The organism is Bacillus sp. ISL-46, assembly GCF_018613205.1.
Genome location: NZ_JAGGQR010000024.1, coordinates 39447 through 61437 on the forward strand (window position 1 = coordinate 39447; position 21991 = coordinate 61437).

Below are 21991 nucleotides of genomic sequence, written 5' to 3' on the forward strand. Positions count from 1 at the left end.
AATGGCCTTCCGTTTGATTTTAATATTAATGTTTGTTGTATTTACTACCGGTTGCGGGAGTCAATCGTTGATCTCCGATCCGAATAAGGTTGAAACACTCCACGGAAACGAAGTCACTGTCGTTTCTTTTTGGCACACGTACAGCGATGAAGAAACCCGGGTACTGGAGGAGGAGCTAATTCCGGCTTTTGAACGGCAGTACCCGAATATTCGGGTCGATTCCATAAACCTAGCGATCAATAACGAATTAAGGAACACCTTGATTTCACTTGCCTCCTCCAACCGGGGTCCGGATGTGGTCCGAATCGATTTGTCCTGGGTACCCGAGTTTTCACATAAAGGACTTCTTGAACCGTTAAACGGATTTTCCGATTACAAAGATATCAGTCGGCTATATCAACGGGAAGCTAGGAGAGTCGGCTTTGAGCAGAATCAATATTACTCCCTGCCACTTGATATGTATGTTAAATCGGCTATTTTTAACCGGAAGCTTCTCCAACGGGCTGGATATTCAGAGCCGCCACCCACGTTTCAAAAAGTAATTGATCTTGCACGGAAATACCATTATTCGATTGGACTCGGGGGATGGGAACCGTGGGATACGCTTCCTTATATATACAGCCTCGGAGGATCGCTGATGAATGAGAACTTCACGAAGTCTTCCGGGTTTTTAAATAGCGAAGAGACAGTCCAAGCGGTCAAGCAGTTAAGGGCTCTTTACAGGGAAAAGATCATCCATTTTTCACGGATGAAAGACCACGGCGACATCTGGACTGAAGTAAAGTCCGGAAATGTGCTGATGACGGATGAAGGCCCTTGGTTTTATGGAATTTTGGATAAAGAAGGCTTAGATCGCGCATTAAAGCAGACCATTCCTGTATCGTTTCCGAGTAATGCAGGCACGGCTTCAATAATGGGCGGAAATCATTTGGTTATCATGAAAGGGAGCAAACACCCAGCTGAGGCATGGACTTTTATGAAGTGGATGACCGCAAAGAAAGCTCAGCTAACGATGGCACAAACCGGATTGATACCGACCAATCTGAAGGCGCGTGATGCTTGGAAAGTGAACCGGAATTCTTTCCTCTATCCTTATGTGAACGCTACGGATGATGTTTTTCTACGGCCGCCTGTAAAAAACTGGGGCAATATCGAACAGGTGTATACGGGATATATGAGCAGAATTTTCCTTGGTGAGTTGTCCGTTCAAGAAGGATTGGATCGTGCAGCAGCTGAAATCGATATTCTCCTTGCCAACTAATTAATTTTACACTTTTGTTGGTGAATATTTTATAAAAAAATACTAAGTGGTATTATCACATCCCGCTAAGTATTTGTCGCTCATGCCAGTCACAAAAAGGACATGTTTGTATTCACAAACATGTCCTCGGTAACTTAACAAGTTTACATAAAGGTTATAAATTGACTTTCGTATCCGAATTGAATTGCCTCGGTTATTTTTTATGTAGCTATGATTTAAGTTTTATTTATTTAATTACCGCACTAGGATGATCTTCTTTTACCAAGTCTAGATCGGCTGCTCTGGCATTAACTTCAACTTGCTCTACACTTTTACAACCAAGTATGACACATGTCACTGCAGGGTGCTGCAAGCACCAGGCCAAAGCCCATTCTGCCATATTCACACCTTCTGGAACTTCATTCTGCTGAATTTGTTCTACTAGCCGTAACTTTTCATCCATTTCTTCCCGGTCTCGTCTTTTCCTTACATTATCTTTGAACACTGCACCAGGTCTGTATTTCCCACTTAAGAATCCACTAGCTAGTGGAACTCGGGCTAAAACACCCAGATCCTGTTTGCTTGTACCTGTTTATCCAGCATGGTCCATAAATCATCCGAGACAATCAATTTTGTCTTGAACTGTTCTTTTTAATTCCCAACATTATCTCCAAAATTGCCACCACTTCCTTTGAGCTTTCTGTTCCTCTAACACAGTAACTTGTTTTTTCATTTCCATCATCTCTTTCATCGCGTTCACTAACTCGCCATCACGTTTCTCTAATCGATGATCAATATACTCTTTTTGCTTAACTTGCTGGTTCCGCAGTTTCGCAACGGCCTTCCGCAACTCCATAATCTCTTCCTTTTGTTCGACCATTATCTGTTTAGCAGCTTGGGTCTGTTTCATGAGTTCTTGAAATTGTTCTCCTATCTTTACCTGAACGGATATCGTCTGTTGATTAGACTGCTGCTGCGCTGCTGCGGTTGTCACTGCGGTTTCTTCCTCAATCTCCATTGCGGTTAGGTTGCAGTTGAACCCTTCCGCAATGAACCGCAGTATGTCCGCAGTCTCTGATCGATACCTTCGGTGACGTCCATCTCCCACATAAGGGACCAATCACAGGGTTACTGCTGTAGTCAGTCAGATCATTTACATAAAATTCCTATCTTGCTTTGTATCTACCTTGTCTGCTCCCTATATTTAGTACTAAAAACGGTGTTTGGTTAAAAAAATGTTACTTTGTTTTAGGGAATGAGTTTTGGTACTGCCAATTACCGTGTCTTGATAACAATGTCGCAAGAAAGCACGATTTATTCTGATACGTACATTAACAGTAGTTAGTTTTAAACCTTGGTCATTAAGCATAAAGCCAATATAATTTCGAAACAACTCAACAGTAACTTCATTAGGAACATCTCCTCCCAAGTAATCATTGAGATAATGAAAATGTTCATAATAGCCTTGGATTGTAGGTTTTGGCAATCCCTCAGTTTGTTTAAATGCCAAAAATCGCTCAAACATTTCAAACAGAGTCATCTTTTGTTCAGTATGTTTGAACCGTTTAATATTCTGAGTACTTCTTGAACCTTTTTACTGAGTTTTCCTAACGGTTTGCATAAAAAAATCCACCTTTCATTGAGAAATTGGTGGATTTGACACACTTGTACACCCTAAATCAGTCGCACTAGTACTATTTAATTTTCAGAAAAAATACTGGTGACTTTTCACTTTCAAATCACTGTTTAAACAGCGGTAAAAACTTAGCTTAAAAACAGTCGAAACTATTGATATTACTGGATTGGTTGGCGGGACTGCGTGGGAATCGAACCCACCAGACCTGGCACGCAGGTCTCAAGCAGTTTTGAAGTTAGAGGGAAAGTGTTATTTAAAGTTATTTTTAAGTATCAATAGTTATAGCAATCCTTATTCTTAAAGGGTTTTACGTCATTTTTATTAATTTTGTTATTAATTATTATCGTTAGTTATTTTGAGTTCGTGACCAAAATGTTACCACTTTATTTCTATTCGGCACCAAACCCTATGTTACCGACATCATCTGCAGATCCTGTTTTAAGTGGTCTGCAGATTATTTTATTTACTTTATTAAATTTTTACTGTTTACATATTACGAAATTGACCATTAATCTGCGTTATTGTAAATGACCTCAACCCTGTCAATTTTTTATTAAGATTACTTAATTGAACAAAATAAAGAAAAATATGACGAGGTTTTGAATGATAAAAATCCAAATTCCTCGTCATTTCCTTTTTATGTCTATTTTCATATTCACCAGTTAAAGCGTAAACAATAAAAAAGAATACGGACGATTGTACCATTATCTCTTTGAAGATATTAGCCCTGTTTTCTCGACAACCCTTGGCCAACATAATTTTAATCTTCGACAAATAGTTGTACTAAATACTTGGTTTTTCCTCTTCATTAAATCATAATCCCTTTGATTCGTTGAACCGATTCGAAGCAATTCTTTTTTTAAATCTTCAAGGGTTTCTTGATTTGATTTCAACAAAACCACCCCCCTAATTTTTTCAAAGGAATGCACATTTCATTTATTTAAATTTATCAACAGTTTCTCTTTTACCAGCCACGCTCCTCCAATTACGCCTGCATTATTTCCTAGTGTTGCAGTAACAATCTCAACACCTTGAGCCACTCTTGGAAAAGCAAAAGAAATAAATTCCTCTTTCAAAGGTCCCAAAAGTGTGCCACCTGCTTTTGAAACTCCGCCTCCTAGTACAATTTTTTCTGGATTTAAGCCATTAGCTAAATTGGCAAGAGCCAGTCCTAAGTGATATACAACCTGTTGGATGATTTTCTTAGCAATTTCATCCCCTTCGTTTGCAGCATCAAAAACTTTCTTGGCTGTTAGGGTTTTATTTTCCTCGTAAAAGTCCCTTAATTTACTAGTACAATCAGTAAAAGATAGTTCCTTTTGTGCTAAACGGACAATTCCTGTTGCAGACGCAACAGTTTCTAAACATCCGGATTTCCCACAATTACAAGCTGAACCATCCTTAGGAACAGAGGTAATATGACCAATTTCACCACCAGCTCCATTTGCACCATGTACAATTTCACCATTAACGATAATCCCACCCCCTACGCCTGTCCCTAATGTTACACAGATTAAGTTCGTAGCTCCTTTGCCGGCACCTTTCCACATTTCACCGATGGCTGCAATATTAGCATCATTGTCAACAACAACTGGCAATGAGGTTTCTCGCTCGAGGATATCCTGTAAAGGAAAGTTCTCCCATCCCAAATTAACAGCTACCTCTATGGAACCATCATCCTCATTAACAGGCCCCGGCGCTCCGATTCCAATACCGATTAGCCGATTTTTTGTTTGATTTAATTCCTCCAACTTTTGATCAATCGATCTTGCAATCGCTATTGGAATAAACTGACCCCTTTCTCTTTTGTCAGTATCTATCTCCCAGCTATAAATGATTTCACCATGCAAACTAATAAATGCCATTTTAATCGTGGTGCCACCTAAATCAACACCAACTAACCATTTTTCATCCATACCCATCACTCTTTTTCTGCATTATATTTGTGGTTCTCCTACTTCAGCGTTCCAAAAAAGCCCTTGAAATCTACTTAGTTTTATTTATATCTCTTTTTTATTTCTACAGGTAGCAACACTTTTTATAAATTAATCTATGCTGATTTTAAAGCTTTCAAACGGTATTCCGCAGCCTAGTCCTACTAGACTACACCTAAATAAAGATGAAACGCACTGAGGATTCAATGCGTTCCATCAAAGTTCTATAACACTATTACTTATCTCTTTAACTATTTTATTTTCGTCGGTTTTATATTTTCAGTTCCGTCGCGGTCAATGACAATCATTTCCCAATATTCCAGACTTGGAAGAGTAATAACTATCTCTTTATTCTCCCATTTATATTGAATTTCTTTTAATTGTCCCTGATCTGCATCCGGGCTTGCCGTATAAACTTTTAAGTCAGGCAGTTCTTGTTGGCTCTTTCCAATCGGATAGCGTACCGTTATATCATTATACTTATTCGGTGGTAAAGCGGCATTCCTCCAGTTTGAATCATTATTTAAGAGATTGATAAGATGAACAACATCGTAATCCTCAAATCCTTTATTATTCCTATTTTCCCTGACAATTGACCAAATGGTATTTTTCTCTCCATTTCTGCTAACTTTAAGTGGCTGCCCTTTTTCTTCCACCTTTATCAATCGATCCGTCTCTTTACTATCAAACAGAAGATTTTCGTAAGCAGCGAAGAACTTATAGTAATCCTTCATCGATCCTTTGAGAGGACTTGTCATTTTTTTGCTACGATTTGGATAATATTCATGGGCCAACATGTTAGGTCCTTCTTCATATTTTTCTGCAGTACCCAATTCAATATGTGTTGCACCCAGAGCCGCTAATCCCGCATCCATTAAACGTACAGATGGTTCATCAAATAGGCCTACTGTCATTCTGCGTAAATCAATAGATCCTTTTTGATCTTCCTCTTGTTTCAATGTTATTTTATGTTTCCCTGAGTCTAAACCTGGTAAAACAACGTATCCATCCTCATTATAGGAATCCTTACTTCCTGTACTCTTAAATACAACCGTATAAGGTTTCCCGTTGTCATCTAATATCGGTTTTCCATCTACATAAATTTTCCTTACTGTATCTGCTCCTGCATTAGCATAAGTGAAGATAAAACTAGTCTCTCCCTTTTGAGCTAAATTTACGTCAAACGTTACTTCGTCCCCTGCATGCCCGAAATTTAACAATGTATCTTTGTAGATATGCATTGGAGGAAGAGAATTGGTTGATTCTGCTTGATATTTTTTACTTCCTATTTGCAAATAATCCAACTTCACTCCGTCATCATCGAGGTTTTCCACTCTAATGGTTATCTTATTTTTTCCTTCTTTCAAAGGAATTCCAGTCATTGTTTCATCTTTCCAACTGTAACTATAAGTAAAGCTAATGTTTTTCATTTTCTCATCATTTACATAGACAGAGCGATTTGCAGCTCTTTTCGATGAAGAGTCATTTTTATATCTCCAGACTAAATCAAAGTTTCCTGTATGTGGAGCATTTACCTCAAAAGTTAAGAAATCCCCATCATCATTAAAATCATACACATTTCCTATTGAAGTTGTAATTCCATTACCCTCCGGCGCAAATGCTGCTTCTTCGACTTGATATTCTTCATCACCAACCAGTAAACTATCTAAATTGATATACTCACCATTTGAAGCCAGTTCAAACACAACCGCATGCTGGCCAGCAGGAACAGTTGCTTTTATCGACTTCTCAACCATCGCACCATCCCAACCACCTGGTGTACTGGAAAATATATTTTCAGAAACTGTTTTTCCATCAACATAACTGTTGTTTGCTGGAATTAATTTTCCGTCGACATAGATATTTACTTTTGGATTATTGCCTGTTTTATATTTAAATCTTAGTGTATCAGTTTCGCTTTGATTATTGACAGTGAAAATAGCACGTTGGCCTGCGCTTCCAAAGTTATCAGTCTTACCAGGAGAAACAGCAATACTACTAGTTCTTTCCACAAAAGGATTCCATCCAAGGTCGGCTTGTTCGGCTTCTATCACTCTATTACTCACTTCAAAATTGTCGACTTCTATTCCTGTTTCAGCGGTTTGTCCTTCCATCTTCAGTTGTATCTCATTTGTTCCTTTATATAAATAGATTGGTATTTCAACTTTATTCCAGCCATCGCCGCTTGTTTTGGAGAAGTTAACCACTCCAGCTTTTTTACCATTAACGAAAAAGCTTCGTTGTGTTACCCTGCCAGCATTTTTATACGCAACGGAGATTGCATATTCTTTTGGCTCATCAGCATCTACTTTAAAAGATACATAATCTCCCTGTTGTTTAAAGTTACTTATAGAATTAGTTGATTTTTCCATAATTGGTTGCCGTGTTGGCTCCCAGCCGATTTCTGCTCTTTCAGCTTGGAATCGCGTATCCCCAACCATCATGTAATCAACTTTCCCCCCTGTATCGTTGGCACCTTCTACTTTTAGAACAACTTTGTTTTCTCCTGCTTTTAACGGCACTTGAATTTCTTTAGAATTTTCAATAGCTTCCCAGCCACCAGTTGGTTCGAACTTAATAGAATCAAAAACGAGTTCATCATTGACATACATATGACGATTTACAGCCACGCTTTCAACACCATATCCAAATTTAATTGGGTATGTTCCTGCCTGATCTTCATTCACTGTAAATTTAATAAAGTCTCCGTCTGTATCAAAGTTATATACATGTCCAATTTTATCTACTTTACAACTGATTAGTTCTGCATCTTCTGCCTCATATTCCTTTTCAAACAAATCCTTTTTAACAACTATACTATCCACGTTTAACCAGAGATCATTAGTATTGAGTTGAAGTTTTATTTGATTTATTCCTTTTTCTAAATCTAATGATAAATTTTTAATCGCCACAGGATTTCCCCATCCTGTTTTTTCATTAAAATTTATCGCATTATTAACGATTTGATTATTGACAGATAATTTCCCTTCAGGGTTATCGCCATTATCATGTCCGTATTTGAGAGAAACATTGTAGGTTCCTGCATCAGGAACATCTACTGTCCATATAATTTGATCTTCGTCTTTTTTTCCAAAGTCCCCAACCCAACCAGGAGTTTTTTGAATCCGCGATACAAATTGCTCTGATTTAGGAATACCTTTCACATCTGCCACCTCATAGTGGTCTCCGGTAGCCTGCTTATAATTCATATATCCAGCAATGACAACAGCTTTTCCACCATTTGTCTTACGGGTTTCCTCAACTACTTTTACTAAATCTCGATAGTTGTCTTTATCCTGCCAAATTTCACTATAATCAAAATCTGTGTTTGTAGATGGAATCGGAACATCCTTGTAACCTTCATTTCCACCAACCATATTGAAGGTAACAAAATTTTTCTTATTATCATTTTTTACAAGAGAATCTTTTACTGAATTAATCAGAGAATCATAGTCCTTTGAAAAATAACGTTTCTCACCACTGTAATCATATAGGTAATCATTATCATTCGCGCCCCACTGATCTAGGTGTATGCCGTCAAAGCCAAATTCGTTTACACTTCTAGTAAACTCTTTGTTAATGTATTTTTGCCATAGTGGATTGCCTGGATCCTGCAGGTATAGCCCTGTATTCGCCCAGTCAAAGAAAAAACCTTCCTGATCAGCAAGTTTAGGATTTGGGAATTGAGCATTCTTCCGATACAGCCCCCATTCTTTTTTCACTCCAAAATCCTCGTAATTTTCCCTAGCTGCATAATTCATTTGGTAAGCTAAGGCTGCTGCATTATATTTTTGCGCTGCTTGAACTTGCTGTTTTACGGACAACGGAAAAAGTTTACGGCCTAATAAATCATTATAAGCAGTATTCGGTCCGATCTCTTGTGTAATAAAATTTCCTTTTTCGTCTAAAAGTGCTTTCCCGCTGCTATCCGTTTTGGAATAAACAGATACATCGTGCCGCCACATCCAATCATAAAATTGAAATCCATTTAAATAGTATTCTTGTGTAAGTTGCTTCATCTTCTTATCACTTTCAGCTGTTGTCTCTTTAGGAAACTCCGTTGTATAGCCGTACCGTGGATAATGAGTCCAATCACTGGAGACATCAATTGCTGCTGTAAGAACTTGATTGGAACCCTCAATGGATGCTTTTACCAGATAGCCTCGAAAGTCTTCATCAGAAGGTGTCCATACGATTTCGACTCCCTTTAGATCCTTCTTGACCTGAATATTTTTCTTACCTTCCGCGACCTTCTCATTTAAATGATAGACTTCCAAATTAAGCGTGCCTTTCCACTCTTGGGATGAATCAAACAACAGCGACATCGTTACTTTTTCTCCCGGATTATAACGTGCTTTGTCTACCAAAAATGCTTGAATAGGTTCTGCAGGCAGTTGCTTTTTAGCTGCCTGAGATATTTGCTCGCTAGTGGCGTGAGCTTTGATCACTGGTGTAAACGGCACCGACGTTAATGCCAAATTTAATGCTACTAAACTGACAAGTGATAACTTTTTTCGTTTACGTTTGAAAATTTTCATGCTTTCCTCCTTAGTTTCTTAAGATTTATGGAAGCGTTCGTCAAAACTAATCTTGTATCTCCTTTCGGAAAAGTATGTTAGGTTCATTTTCATATAGATTACGAAAATTTGTAACCGTTAACATTACTTTGTTGGTGTCTTATATCTTGTTCATGGAAAATAGAAGCATGTTAGAGGGAGTGTTTTATTATTACTAGTTGAGAGATAAAAAACACCAAAATAGACTGAGTTTTATAGGAACAAAAAAACTGTACAAATTTCTATTAAAATTGTTCTTCCCCTCCCCAAAAAAGACCCTGCCAATTAAGACAGGACCAAACAAATATACATTATTTAAGCAAATATACTCTAGCTTCATAAGGCTTCAAAATAAATAAATTAACAGAATCTCCTGCTTCAACTTTATAGTTGCCAATTAACAACTCAGCTGTATCAAGCTCAAAACCTTTTGGCAATTCAAATGGCGATTCCTCAGCAGAGAAATTGCACAAAACAACTAATTTTTCATTCTCTAACGTTCGCGTATATGCATAAATCTTTTCATCGTCTTGCAAAATCAATTCATATTTTCCATATACAATTATTTCGTTTTCTTTACGCAGCTTAATAAGCTGCTGATAGTAATGAAAGATGGAGTCTGGATCAGCAATAGCTTCTGCCGCATTGATTTCCTTATAATTCGGATTCAACTTTAGCCACGGAATACCTGTTGTAAAACCTCCATTTTCACTGCTATCCCATTGCATTGGCGTTCTTGCATTGTCGCGGCCCTTTTTATAGATTGCCTCCATTATTGTATTGTGGTCTGCATCGCCTTTTACCACTGTTTCCCTATACATATTGTGGATTTCAATATCATTGTAATCTTCCAAATTTTCAAAACGGACGTTTGTCATCCCTAGCTCTTCACCTTGATAGATGTATGGGGTTCCTTTCATCATATGAAGGAAGGTTCCGAGCATTTTACCTGATTCCCCCCTGTATTCCTTGTCATTTCCGAAACGGGAAACCATCCGCGGCTGATCATGGTTATTTAAATAAAGACTGTTCCAACCCTTGCCGTCCAGATCGTTCTGCCATTTTGACATGACGTCCTTCAGATCGGCCAACTTCCATGGTTTTACATTCCATTTGCCGCCAGGACCTGAATCTAGATCCATGTGCTCAAAGGTGAAAATCATATTCAATTCTGTACCTTCATTGTTAGCATATTTTACGGCATCATCAGTAGATGCACCCGGACTTTCACCCACTGTCATGATGTCATATTTCGATAGAACTTCACGATTCATTTCCTGCAGGTACTCATGGACACGCGGACCGTTCATGAAGAAATCGCCGCCCCAGTCGTACTGTTTCCCTCCAGGAGCACTTGGGAGTCCATCTACTTTGGAAATCAAGTTAATAACATCCATTCGGAAACCATCAATTCCTTTATCCAGCCACCATTTCATCATGTCATAAATTTCTTTTCTTAAGGCTAGATTATCCCAGTTCAGGTCCGGCTGTTTTTTACTAAAAAGATGAAGGAAATATTCTTCGGTTGCTTCATCATATTGCCACGCCGAACCGCTGAAAAAAGAGGTCCAGTTATTTGGTTCTGTCCCATCCTTTCCCGGCCGCCAAATATAATAGTCACGATACGGATTATCCTTCGATTTACGGGACTCGACAAACCAGTGGTGCTCATCTGATGAATGATTTACTACGAGATCCATCATCAACTTCATTCCGCGGTCATGTATCTGTTTTAATAATTCTTCCATATCTACCATTGATCCAAACTCATCCATGATATTTTGATAATCACTAATATCATAACCATTATCATCATTTGGCGACTTGTAAACTGGCGACAACCAGATCACATCTACTCCCAATTCATTTAAATAATCAAGCTTTGAAATAATTCCACGAAGATCGCCGATTCCGTCTCCATTGCTATCCATAAAGCTTCGCGGATAAATTTGATACACAACACTTTCTTTCCACCATTGTTTCTCCATTTTTTATCTTCCTTTCTCTTTCAAAAGTAAGCTATCAATTTCCTTTGCTGCAAGCGACAATCCTTCTTTTACACCGATTTGTTCTAGGATTATCATTCTTAAATATTTTATATAAATTTCTTCAATCTCGGCCCAATTAACCACAGGCGGTAGTGAAAAGGAATTCTCAAGACCTTCAATATAACTGCTTAAGTAGCCTGATTCCATAGTCGACTCTTTTATTTTGATTCCTTTTACCGTAGGCATTAAGCCGGTTTTCATTAGAAGCTTTTGTGGTTCCGGACTAGCCATCCATTTAATAAACGTCCAACTCGCTTCTAGATTCCTAGCCCCTTTCATGATAACAAGGTTTTCCCCGCCAAGCACAGACCCTTTTCCATTTGTAACGGGAAACGGAGCAGAGATAGTATTCTCGGTAATTTCTTCCAGCTTTTGAGGAGTTTGGACACTATAGAACCAAGGGCCTTCATCAATCATAAAATACTTTCCATCAACGACTCCCTGCCACGTATCCGTTTTTCCCGAGGAGTTATAGAGGATCTGTAATTTCTCAACCGCTTGAATACTTTTTGGGCTGTTTAAAAATCCATCTGCCTTTGTATGATCAGGACTTAATAGTGTCCCGCCGAACCCATAAAAGTACGGCAGACTTTCCCATGTTGTATATCCAGTCAGGCCTAGTTGGTAATGGTGATTAACGATTAAATCCAGTAGTTCATCCATATTTCCTGGAGGCCTGGTGTATCCAGCGTCCTTCAGCAACTCGCGATTGTAAATGGCAGCCTTCGTATTGGTATTAAGAGGAAGGCCATAATATTTTCCGTTAAAAAGATTCGATTTTAACGGAGTTTCCAGTAAACCTTCCTTTACAAAGTGAAAATCCTTGAAATCACTAACAGAAGAGATTTGTCCCATTTTAGCGAAAAATGGAACCCAGGAAATATCCATCCGTACGACATCAGGTGGCTTCTTGGCAGAAGCTCTAGCAAGAAGAGTCCACTTCAACTGTTCACCATAGGGCTGGCGGACAGGCTTTACATCAAGATTAGGATGTTGTTTTTCAAATAGGGGAATGACCTCGTTTTCAAAAACTGCGGTTTCTTCTTCACTATAGGTATGCCAGACAATAATCTCTTCTTTTTTGTTATCAGGTTTCTGAAGAGAATGATCGCCATCTATAATCGATTGATTATTACATCCTGAGATTAAAACCAATCCTGCTAAGACAATAGCCAAAAGCCATCTGTTCAAAGCCATCATCCCCCTTCCACAACAGGTATGTTCATAGCTGCAACATTATTATGGACTCTGATTCTTCGTCCGGAAATCAATGGGAGAAGAGCCCATTAATTTCTTAAAAAGCTTGCTAAAATACTTTACATCCTTAAACCCAGATTGTTCCGCCACTTCATACACCTTTAATGAAGTATTTTCCAATAATTCTTTTGCCTTCCGGACACGTAAATCCATGACATAGTCGATAAAATTCTGACCGACAAGCCTTTTAAACAAGACACTAAAATAATTACGGCTGATATGGACATGACTTGAAACGAGTTGCAATGTCAGTTCTTCCGTATAATGATCATGAATAAACTCCAGTGCTTTTTTCATGATCACATTTTCACCTTGTGGGTGTTGCTTACTATATTGAATTAACTCTGAATACTCTCTTATTTGCAACAACAAGGTCTTTTTTAATTCATCGAGCGTTTCAATCTTTTTTAACTGCTCGTATTTTTCCATTAATTCATCAGCATTCAATTGCTTTATAAATAAATATCTAATAATCTCACACGCATCGTTTTTAATGTCGACTGGGGAAATAACCACCGATTCCCATTCTTGAAATCTTCTACAGAGGAAATCTGCAAGACTTTGTTTATCATAGGGCAATAAAATCTGGTGAAGCGAAGCCGTATCTAAAGGAGGCAATTTTCCCTCAGGAAACTGCTCATATCGGAAAATGGATGCACCTGGATTAAAAAATCTTCGTTCGCGTGCTGAGCCACTTCTTTTAAATCCTTGCTTTACAAAAGATAGATCTCGAATTACCTCAAAACCAACAGTAAAGCTGGAGCTTGTTTCGAGCTCAATTTCCTTTTTCAATTTTTCTATGTTAGCATACGGATCTAATGACGTGTATAGTAAGAAAAGCATTTGGTTCTCATTAACTGGAAAACATATTCCTTCGTCTATATTCTTGTAGAAATAATTTTGGACGTCTTCCAAAAGCATTGTCTTAAATAAAAAGCCATGCTGTTCCTCCAGCTTATCCACATGATTTAGGCTCATTGTTAACATAAGGAAGGGCTCTTGCAGCCACCCGAATTTCTGATGAAGCTCATTAAGATTAGAATCCTCAAGAATGACTTTTTTGATGGCTTGTTCTAGTTTTTTACGTTCACTTAAAAAAGTGGTCTGATTGGCCAACTGTAGTTTCTCTTCAACTAGCCGCTCTTTTTTTATCATTTCCACAGTTTTTTGGATAAGTTTCACAAATTCTTCAGGTTCCAATGTTGGTTTTAAAACATAATCCACGGCGCCAAGCTTTAAACCTTCCCGAACATAGTCAAAATCGGTATAACTACTGACTAAAATTACTTTTAAATTAGGCAACCGCTGAAGCATTTTCTTCATTAAAGTGATGCCATCCATGACAGGCATTTTGATATCCGTGATTAACAAATCAACTAGTCGACCCTCAGCCGCTTTGAGGGCTTCCTCTCCATTCGGATAATCCCCCAGATAATGGAGGCCCTCCACGGCCCAATCAACAGAAGCCTTTAAACCAAACCGAATGACTGGTTCATCATCTACAATCATTACGTTATACATTATTTTCACCTCCATCCTTCGGGAATAATTCTAATGTAACCAGCGTTCCGTGATCTCCGCTTTTAATATCCACGCTTGATGCAAGCGAAAAATAAAGCCGTACCGAATCATACACATGATTTAACCCGATTCCTATGAAAGAATTTTTGGATTCTTCCGATGGCAAGATTTGGTCTAATCTTTCTTTGGTGATCCCGACTCCATTATCCTGGATTTCGATTTTTACACCCTTGCCAATGGAATAAGCTTTCATGGATATCACCCCTGATTTTCCTGTAGGGACTAAGCCATGAAAAACTGCATTTTCAACTATAGGCTGAATAAGCATTCTTGGAATTATAAACCCTTCTGTCTCAGCTTCCATATCCAGTTTCAGGTGGAAGGACTGCTCGTACCGAATTTGTAATATAACAAGGAATCTTTCAATGATTTCTAACTCTTGCTGAAGCGTTACAAAGGTACCACTTTTCCCCATGCTTACTTCAAGTAACTGGCTTAAAGCAGATAAAGCTGTATTTGCCTTTTCTGTTTGCTTGAATTTTACAAGCCAGCGAATCGTACTTAATGTATTAAACAGAAAATGAGGATTGATTCGATGTTTAATCGCCCGAAGTTCCGCTTCTGTCTTAAGGCTTTGTTCCTCTTTTACCTGTTCCATCAACTGGTCAACTTGTTTCGTCATTTGATTAAAGGTGTCACTCATCAAACCAATTTCATCATTTGATTTAATATGGGTTCGGACTTTAAAATTCCCATTCCCAACCTGCCTCATATGCTCCGTCAGAGTCAGAATCGGCTTTGTCACTTTATTGGCTGCGAACAAACCAAATACAACAGCAAACAGAGTAAACAAGATGGAGGAGAGAATCGTAATTCGCTGTACCTTTGCCAGTTCACCAGTGATTTCGTCAATCGGAACAATACCCACAATGTTCCAGCCATTTGAAAGCGGTTGTTTCACTCCATAAAAGAAATCCCCATTCTCTTTATATTCAAATTCATCAACCTTATTATTTCGGATGTGCTTGTGTAAATCGGGATTTTCAATCTGCTTGTTGATTTTATCCATATTGGAATCAATCATGATTCGCCCCTGATCATCTACAACGAAAAAATGTCCCGTTTTGCCTAGCTTCAACTGTTCGATTTTATTCAAAATGGACCTTCCATCCAAATTCACCTGAATAAAAGCGATATTTTCCATAGTATCAAGGTCTTTCATTTCCCTAGTGACAGGCAGAACAAGTTCGGTATTCTCACCGGCCCCGCTAAAAAGATCATATTGAAGCCCCTGCCAAACCAGATCGCCGTCTTTCTTTATCGATTCCTGGATCCAGTTGAAATCATGGAGTCGATATCTGCCCAATTTGACATAAGAAAAGGAACCGCTTCCCCAGCTTGTTCCTTCATCCTTTAAAATATAGAGGATTCTGACAAAGGAACTCGAATAAATTTGTGAGTTTAAAAATGAAGTCAATTCGGCACCATTCTGCTCTTTATCTATCGAAGAGAGCACGGGATCCTCATCCATTTTGACAATATTCTGAAGCTGCTTATTACTGTATAGAAGATCCGACATATCACTTCCTACTGATAAAACGAAAGATAGGGAGTCAGCAGCCTGTTTAGCTGTTTGAAGTGAAGATTCTCTTACATTCTCTTTCACAATGTTAGATGAAGAAATAAAATAGAACACACTGATGAACGAACTAGGAATCAATATACTAATGAATATGGCTATGATGACCTTTGTTGAAAACTTGTTTACCTGCATCTTCTTCATCAGTGAAATCCCCTTCTTTACGTCATACATCTGTATTTCATGTTACCTATTCACCTGGAATGGTTCAAGTTATTTTATACTTTCACGGATTTGCCTTTACTGTTTTGTTTCCATGGTCAGAATGGACAAAACGCTTTTTTCAGCTTCCTTTTAATGAATTGGCATTAAGAATATGAACTGATCGCCTTTTTCTGATTTCATTCCCCATACTCTTTTGATAAAAATAAGTAACAATCAGAGCTACTAATCCTGGTAGAATAAAGAGTAGTAAAGGAGGAAACATCATCCACATGATATAAGCTGCGACTACTGCATCAAGAATCATCAGAACTGTATTCAAAGGATGCAGGAACAATAGATACATGGCATTAGTCAGATACGCCTTCAAAGGCAGTTCCTGATCAACAAGGAAACTGTATACAAATAAAAAGAAAAATGGTGTCACAATGACTAATACGTAAAAGACAATTGCCAATAGTGAGGACAGCCCTGAATAATACCTTAGTGATAGATAAAAAACGATCAACGCAGTGGCATTAAGACAGCCTAAAACCATACTTTTAACATACTCTCTTTTGTAATAATTCCAGAATATTTTAAGGAATGGAAACCCGTCTTCACCCTTCACATATCTTCTTGCCAAAGCCAAGGTAGCTACCGTTGTCGGTACTGCAACAAAGGGTAACAGAACTATACCGACGATGACCATCGTGTGTACACTGGTTACATCGGGTGCCCCCAAAAGAGTCACCCCTAAAAAAACATATGGAAGATTAAATAGCCACCAAATACCCGTCAGTTTTAGAATCATATAGAGCCCCTTCATCAACTGATCACTGTATTTAAACAAGTTCATTTTGTATCCTCCTAAACACAAATAGGATATTATACCTATTCTTTAACAGAACCGATCACTAACCCACTTGTAAAATATTTTTGCAAAAACGGATAGATTAATAACACTGGTATCGTAGAGACCACAATCTTAGCTGCATTCAGTGTTTGGTTTGAAATGGCCGCAACAGCTTTTAATTGCGACACATCCGTAATTTTAGTAACATCAATGTTCAATTGTTGAATATACGTTTGCAGCGGATAGTTAGCAGCTTTGTTAATGTAAAGCAAACCACTAAAATAATCATTCCAATGCCCTACAATAGAAAAAAGTGAAATAGTTGCCAAAGCCGGCAGTGAAATGGGCAAGTAAACTTTAAACAAAACTTTTAATTTTGTCGCACCATCCATAATAGCGGCTTCTTCCAACGAACCTGGAATACTCTTGAAAAAGTTCATTAATAAAATAACGTTAAAAATTGGCACTGCCCCCGGTAAAATAAGTGACCAAATAGAATCAATCAAACCTAAGTTCTTTACAACTAGGAACGTTGGAATCATCCCACCGGAAAAGAGCATCGCGAAAATCAAAAGATTCATATAAATATTGCGTGCACCAAATTCCCGTTTATTTTTAGACAACGGATAGGCCATTAAAATCGTTAACAACATGTTCAAAGAAGTCCCTAAAACAACTCTTTCCACAGAAATCATAAAGGAACGCCAAAATTGTGCATCTCCAAGTAAGACCTGATAAGCACTTACATTGAAATTTACTGGCAACAAGCCAACCTCATTTGCTTGAGCCGCAACTCTGTCACTAAAAGAAATAGATACCATATTAAGTAATGGTAATACACATAGGGCCGTCATCAGCAATAGGATTGCCCAAATAAATAAATCGGCAATCCGACTTCCAAAGGGTTTAGAACGTTTGGATTTTATCGACTGTTTCCCCCATACAACGGCAAATTGACTGCCAACTGTTTTTGATTTCATTGACTCTTTCTCCCCTTTTAAAAGATCCGCATGTTTGCAAGTTTCTTGGACAATTGGTTAGCTGATAAAATTAATACGCAACTTACGATTGATTTCAATAAGCCAATTGCCGTTGCAAAACTGTATTGTTGTCCTAACAGACCTACACGATACACATAAGTGTCAATAACATCCCCGGTTTCATACACAATAGGATTATATAAGGCAAAGATTTGGTCAAAACCAGCGTTTAGAATATTCCCCAAATTCAGTGCTGTAATCAGCATAATAGTTGGCAAAATTCCTGGTAAAGTGACATGCAGTAATTGCTTATAGCGATTAGCACCATCAATTGAAGATGCCTCATAAAGACCAGGGTCAATCCCTGTTAATGCGGCTAAATAAACAATCGCGCCATAACCAAAGCCTTTCCACACATCAGTTGATATAATGATACTTCTAAACCACTCATTGCTTCCTAGAAACAAAATCGGGTCATGTCCTAGTGCCTGTAAAAAGTTATTCACTGGTCCATGGTAGTCAAAGATGTTAATGAATACTGCAGCCAAGATCGCCCAAGATAAGAAGTTAGGTAAATAAACAATGGTTTGGATGGATTTTTTCGCCCATTTTAATCTAATTTCGTTTAGCAATAGAGCAAAAATAATAGGTACCAGCGTTCCTAGAACAATCTTACCAACCGCAATCACAACGGTATTCCTTAATATCTTCATACTATCCGGAATTTCCAGCATGTATTTAAAGTTTTCCAAACCGACCCAGTCTGATCCTAAAATACCTTTAGCAGGGACATAATCTTCAAACGCCATGATAATCCCAAACATTGGTATAAAACTGAAAATAATTAAAAAAATCATGCCCGGTGCCATCAAGAGATGATACTCCAGTTGCCCTCCACGTTTTTTCATTTCGCATGCTACCTTCTTTCAAGTATAAATTGTATAAATGGGTACAAATTTTACATTTGTACCCATTTGGTTTTATTTTTCTTTAATGGCATCAGATACTTCTTTTGTAATATCACTGCCACCTGTTTTCTTCCAGTTTTCAACAAACTTGTCGAAATAATCTAAGTCCTTTTCTCCAGTCACAATCTTCAAGAATGCTTCATCCTCTAATTTCGTTAAGTTTGCCCATTTCAATTTCATACTCTTGGTCTGACCAAAGAAAACAGGATCTACTTCATTAATCTTAGTTTCAGACATTAACTTTCCAGCTACCATTCTAGATTTATAGGCACTCCATTGGTTTGCATCTGATTTCGCGGGTTCTTTTAAATAACCTGTGATCTTTTGATAAGATGATTGATCATCAAGCGATAAGGTATTTGGTTGTTTCTTACCTTCAATTGCTGCATTAATATTTTGATACATTTGTGCGGTTGCATCATTAAAGTTAACCATGATATTTACTGGTGCCCCACGGTCACCGCCAAATTTAATAAAATCTACGACAGGCTGATAATTTCTATCTTCTTGGCGTAACTTATCATCTAATGCATTAACTAATTTTGGTAGAACTTCTGGATGTTTAAAACCTTTTCTTACCACATAGAATTCAGAGGCAGGATTTTGTGTATAAGCTGTGATTGTACCGCTACCATCTTTAGAGATAATGTAGGGTGCCCAATCTGCCAAAGGATTCTTCTGTTTTGCAGAGTTCAATGGATAGTCTGGTGTCCACCAAGGACCAAAGTATGCACCAGTTTGACCACCAATAATTAAATCTTCAATGCTTTTACGGACAGCTAACTGTGGATCAATCAGACCTTTTTTGTACCAATCTGCTAGTTTACCTAATCCTTGTTTGGTTTCATCGGTAATAGATCCATACACTACCTTGCCATCTTGTTCAATCCATTGACGAGGGAAAGAATTATAGGTTTGAAGGATATTATCAGCTTGGAACAAAGATCCATACATCCCTCCAATACTAGGAGATAATGCTAAACCAACCGTTTTTCCTTTACCGTTTCCACCCGGATCTTTTTGAATAAATTCTGTTATAACTTTTTCCATATCATCAACAGTCTTAGGTCCTTCTAAACCAAGCTTATCCAACCAATCTTTACGTAACCAAAGCATAGTTGGAATATTAGCATTAGAAGTAGAAGGTAATGCCATTAATTTCCCATCAATTGTCGCTGCTTCTAATGCACGACCATCGTAGGAATCATACATTTTTTTAACATAATCAGATGCACTTGATTTATAAACATCTGATAAATTTGCAACCAAGTCATTGTCGACCAATTGACGTAATGTTGTCGCATCAACAGCCATAATATCAGGTATATCTCCTGACGCAACTGCCATTGAAACCTTCTGCTTGTACGCATCTCCATCTTGAGCTTCAAACTTATTTTTACTTTGAATATTAAGCGTTTCCTTTAAGTAACTTGTATAAGCATTGTCTTCATACGTTTGCCCAGGAGGTAATTTGGCAATACCTGGAGTAGCCTTTCCAACGGTATAAGTAACAGTTTCCTTATATTTACCGAAAGGTTTTAGTTCCTCTTTATTTGCCACGGTTTTTGTTTGTGAATCTTCCGAGGAGTTTGAGCCTACTGAACAACCTGCCAAAATTCCGAATGATATCATGGTTACAGCGGCAATTGAAATAATTTTCTTCATGATTGTTTCCTCCAAATCCATTTTTTTCAAATCATTTAACGAGATTACTAACTTCAGATCTAACAGAATAAATTGACGGTAATCAACTTGAAGTGGAAATGTACCGCTTACAAAAGGATATAAAAACTATAGTAATAAATTAAACTGTTTGATTTCTTCATTTGCTTCCCCCTTATCTACTTATAAGCCTATTATGATTCTAAAGCCCCTTTCGGGAAACCGTTTCCATCACCAGGATGGTGTCTTATATTACAAATATCTCACCACCGATTTCCTACTGATCGATAAGGTGTTCTATATTATTATTAAAGAGAGATAAATTACACCATTTTTGACCGAATTATTGAAAGAGGGACTGTGAAATCCCTTTAAAAGATACTTACGGAAAATTCCGTATTTATCGTCCCTTTACGTAAACGTTTACTGTTGGCTACATGCTAAACCTTGCAAATTAAGGGTTTGTTTGCTCTTTTACATAAACGTTTACGTTATAGGGTGAATTTATAGTATTAAACTAAAAAATAATGGAACTCATACGGGAAAAACACCATCCTTTTCATAGAATCATTGGAAAGAATGGCGTTTTTTATGGATATTTTACAATCAGAACAACAGTTTGTTTTTCGATCATGTATTTACAGTAGAATAAACATGGTTAATATACTCTTCTGCATAAAGTAACTTTGTTAACCTCAATTTTGACCTGAAATAAACTTCTTTCTTATCATGGATTAAGTCTGCTATTTGCCCTCTTCATATTTTTTTAACAATCTATAGAATGTACTTTTCCCTATATTGGAAAGTTCAATAGCTTTAACAGCTGTTATGTTGCCAGCTTTAAATTGTTGGTATGTCTCTATAAATCGATCTGTAAAAGTAGCAGTAGGTCGCCCTAAATGTTTACCAGCTTTTTAAGCTTCCACAATTCCTTCGCGTTGCCGTTTTTGATACGTTCCCTTTCTTCTTCAGCTAGCTAGGATAAAATCTGAAGAACAAAATTGGTTCCTGGACAAAACGAGAGTGCCGGAAAAAGAAAATCAGCTAAAACCAAAAAAGGAAATAAGTATTTGAGATCAGCATTAACTGAAGCAGCTCATTCAGTAAAAGGTTCGAAGAACTATCTCGGAGCACTGTATCGACGAACAGCATCACGAAAAGGCAAAAAGCGAGCCGGAATAGTGGTCGCACATGCCATGTTACGTATCTCTTATTATCTCTTAACACGGAAAGAAATGTATGTAGACTTAGGCGAAGACTACTTTGATAAACAGAGACAGCAATCCATTGTTCGGCATTCACTACGAAGACTTGAAAGTTTAGGATACACAGTTACTTTACAAGAACCAGAAGCATCTTAATCTATTCAACTCGATTACAAAGATCATGAATTAGGCGCTCTCCCCTTTTTTAAAAATGAATGAGCTGCGTCTTCTTCAGTATTGCCTTTTTTCCTGAATTACAGAAGTTTATTTTCATGGTAGTTCAACAAGATAGGTAGTAAAAAAGGACCAACGCATCTACGTTGATCCCTTAAACTGTACCCGTTAGAG

At 37.8% G+C, this 21991-nt stretch carries 15 protein-coding genes and 1 pseudogene; 2 read left to right on the forward strand and 14 right to left on the reverse strand.

Going from position 1 to position 21991, the window contains the following annotated elements; all coding sequences use genetic code 11:
• Position 1 precedes the first annotated feature (1 nt).
• Entirely contained in the window at positions 2-1261 is a 1260-nt protein-coding gene (locus J7E67_RS14095) for an extracellular solute-binding protein (RefSeq protein ID WP_214732161.1), read from the forward strand.
• Positions 1262-1487: 226 nt separating this feature from the next.
• Here the strand turns inward: J7E67_RS14095 and J7E67_RS14100 are convergent.
• The 14 genes and pseudogenes from J7E67_RS14100 to J7E67_RS14165 all read right to left on the reverse strand — a co-directional run.
• Positions 1488-1820 (reverse strand): annotated as a pseudogene (locus J7E67_RS14100) (aldo/keto reductase); the annotation flags it as partial.
• 84 nt (positions 1821-1904) lie between these two features.
• Positions 1905-2360: a DUF3967 domain-containing protein gene (locus J7E67_RS14105; protein ID WP_214713562.1), complete on the reverse strand. Its 456-nt coding sequence runs from the start codon at positions 2358-2360 to the stop codon at positions 1905-1907.
• A gap of 90 nt (positions 2361-2450) precedes the next feature.
• Positions 2451-2750: a hypothetical protein gene (locus J7E67_RS14110; protein WP_214732162.1), complete on the reverse strand. Its 300-nt coding sequence runs from the start codon at positions 2748-2750 to the stop codon at positions 2451-2453.
• 830 nt (positions 2751-3580) lie between these two features.
• The gene (locus tag J7E67_RS14115; RefSeq protein ID WP_214732163.1) at positions 3581-3769 is read right to left on the reverse strand and encodes a hypothetical protein; all 189 of its coding nucleotides are present in this window, start codon (positions 3767-3769) and stop codon (positions 3581-3583) included.
• A 39-nt stretch (positions 3770-3808) separates the two neighbouring features.
• Positions 3809-4792, reverse strand: a complete 984-nt coding sequence (locus J7E67_RS14120; protein WP_214732164.1) for an ROK family glucokinase — start codon at positions 4790-4792, stop codon at positions 3809-3811.
• Between the two features lie 269 nt (positions 4793-5061).
• Complete coding sequence (locus tag J7E67_RS14125) at positions 5062-9348, reverse strand: glycoside hydrolase family 66 protein (protein ID WP_214732165.1); 4287 nt, start codon at positions 9346-9348, stop codon at positions 5062-5064.
• Between the two features lie 329 nt (positions 9349-9677).
• The gene (locus J7E67_RS14130; RefSeq protein ID WP_214732166.1) at positions 9678-11354 is read right to left on the reverse strand and encodes a glycoside hydrolase family 13 protein; all 1677 of its coding nucleotides are present in this window, start codon (positions 11352-11354) and stop codon (positions 9678-9680) included.
• 3 nt (positions 11355-11357) lie between these two features.
• A complete protein-coding gene (locus J7E67_RS14135) occupies positions 11358-12605 on the reverse strand; it encodes an extracellular solute-binding protein (protein ID WP_214713568.1) in 1248 nt (415 codons plus the stop codon).
• Positions 12606-12653: 48 nt separating this feature from the next.
• The gene (locus J7E67_RS14140; protein ID WP_214713569.1) at positions 12654-14192 is read right to left on the reverse strand and encodes a response regulator; all 1539 of its coding nucleotides are present in this window, start codon (positions 14190-14192) and stop codon (positions 12654-12656) included.
• The gene (locus tag J7E67_RS14145; protein WP_214732167.1) at positions 14185-15975 is read right to left on the reverse strand and encodes a cache domain-containing sensor histidine kinase; all 1791 of its coding nucleotides are present in this window, start codon (positions 15973-15975) and stop codon (positions 14185-14187) included. The genes J7E67_RS14140 and J7E67_RS14145 overlap by 8 nt, the downstream gene beginning before the upstream one ends.
• A 139-nt stretch (positions 15976-16114) precedes the next feature.
• Entirely contained in the window at positions 16115-16831 is a 717-nt protein-coding gene (locus tag J7E67_RS14150; RefSeq protein ID WP_214713571.1) for a YesL family protein, read from the reverse strand.
• A 35-nt stretch (positions 16832-16866) separates the two neighbouring features.
• The gene (locus J7E67_RS14155) at positions 16867-17808 is read right to left on the reverse strand and encodes a carbohydrate ABC transporter permease (RefSeq protein ID WP_214713572.1); all 942 of its coding nucleotides are present in this window, start codon (positions 17806-17808) and stop codon (positions 16867-16869) included.
• A gap of 17 nt (positions 17809-17825) precedes the next feature.
• Entirely contained in the window at positions 17826-18716 is an 891-nt protein-coding gene (locus tag J7E67_RS14160) for an ABC transporter permease (RefSeq protein ID WP_214713573.1), read from the reverse strand.
• 72 nt (positions 18717-18788) lie between these two features.
• The gene (locus tag J7E67_RS14165) at positions 18789-20441 is read right to left on the reverse strand and encodes a type 2 periplasmic-binding domain-containing protein (protein ID WP_214732168.1); all 1653 of its coding nucleotides are present in this window, start codon (positions 20439-20441) and stop codon (positions 18789-18791) included.
• Positions 20442-21439: 998 nt separating this feature from the next.
• On the opposite strand from J7E67_RS14165, the gene J7E67_RS14170 reads away from it, so the two are divergent.
• Positions 21440-21799, forward strand: coding sequence for a transposase (locus tag J7E67_RS14170; protein WP_251026773.1), 360 nt, complete (start codon positions 21440-21442; stop codon positions 21797-21799).
• Positions 21800-21991: the final 192 nt, after the last annotated feature.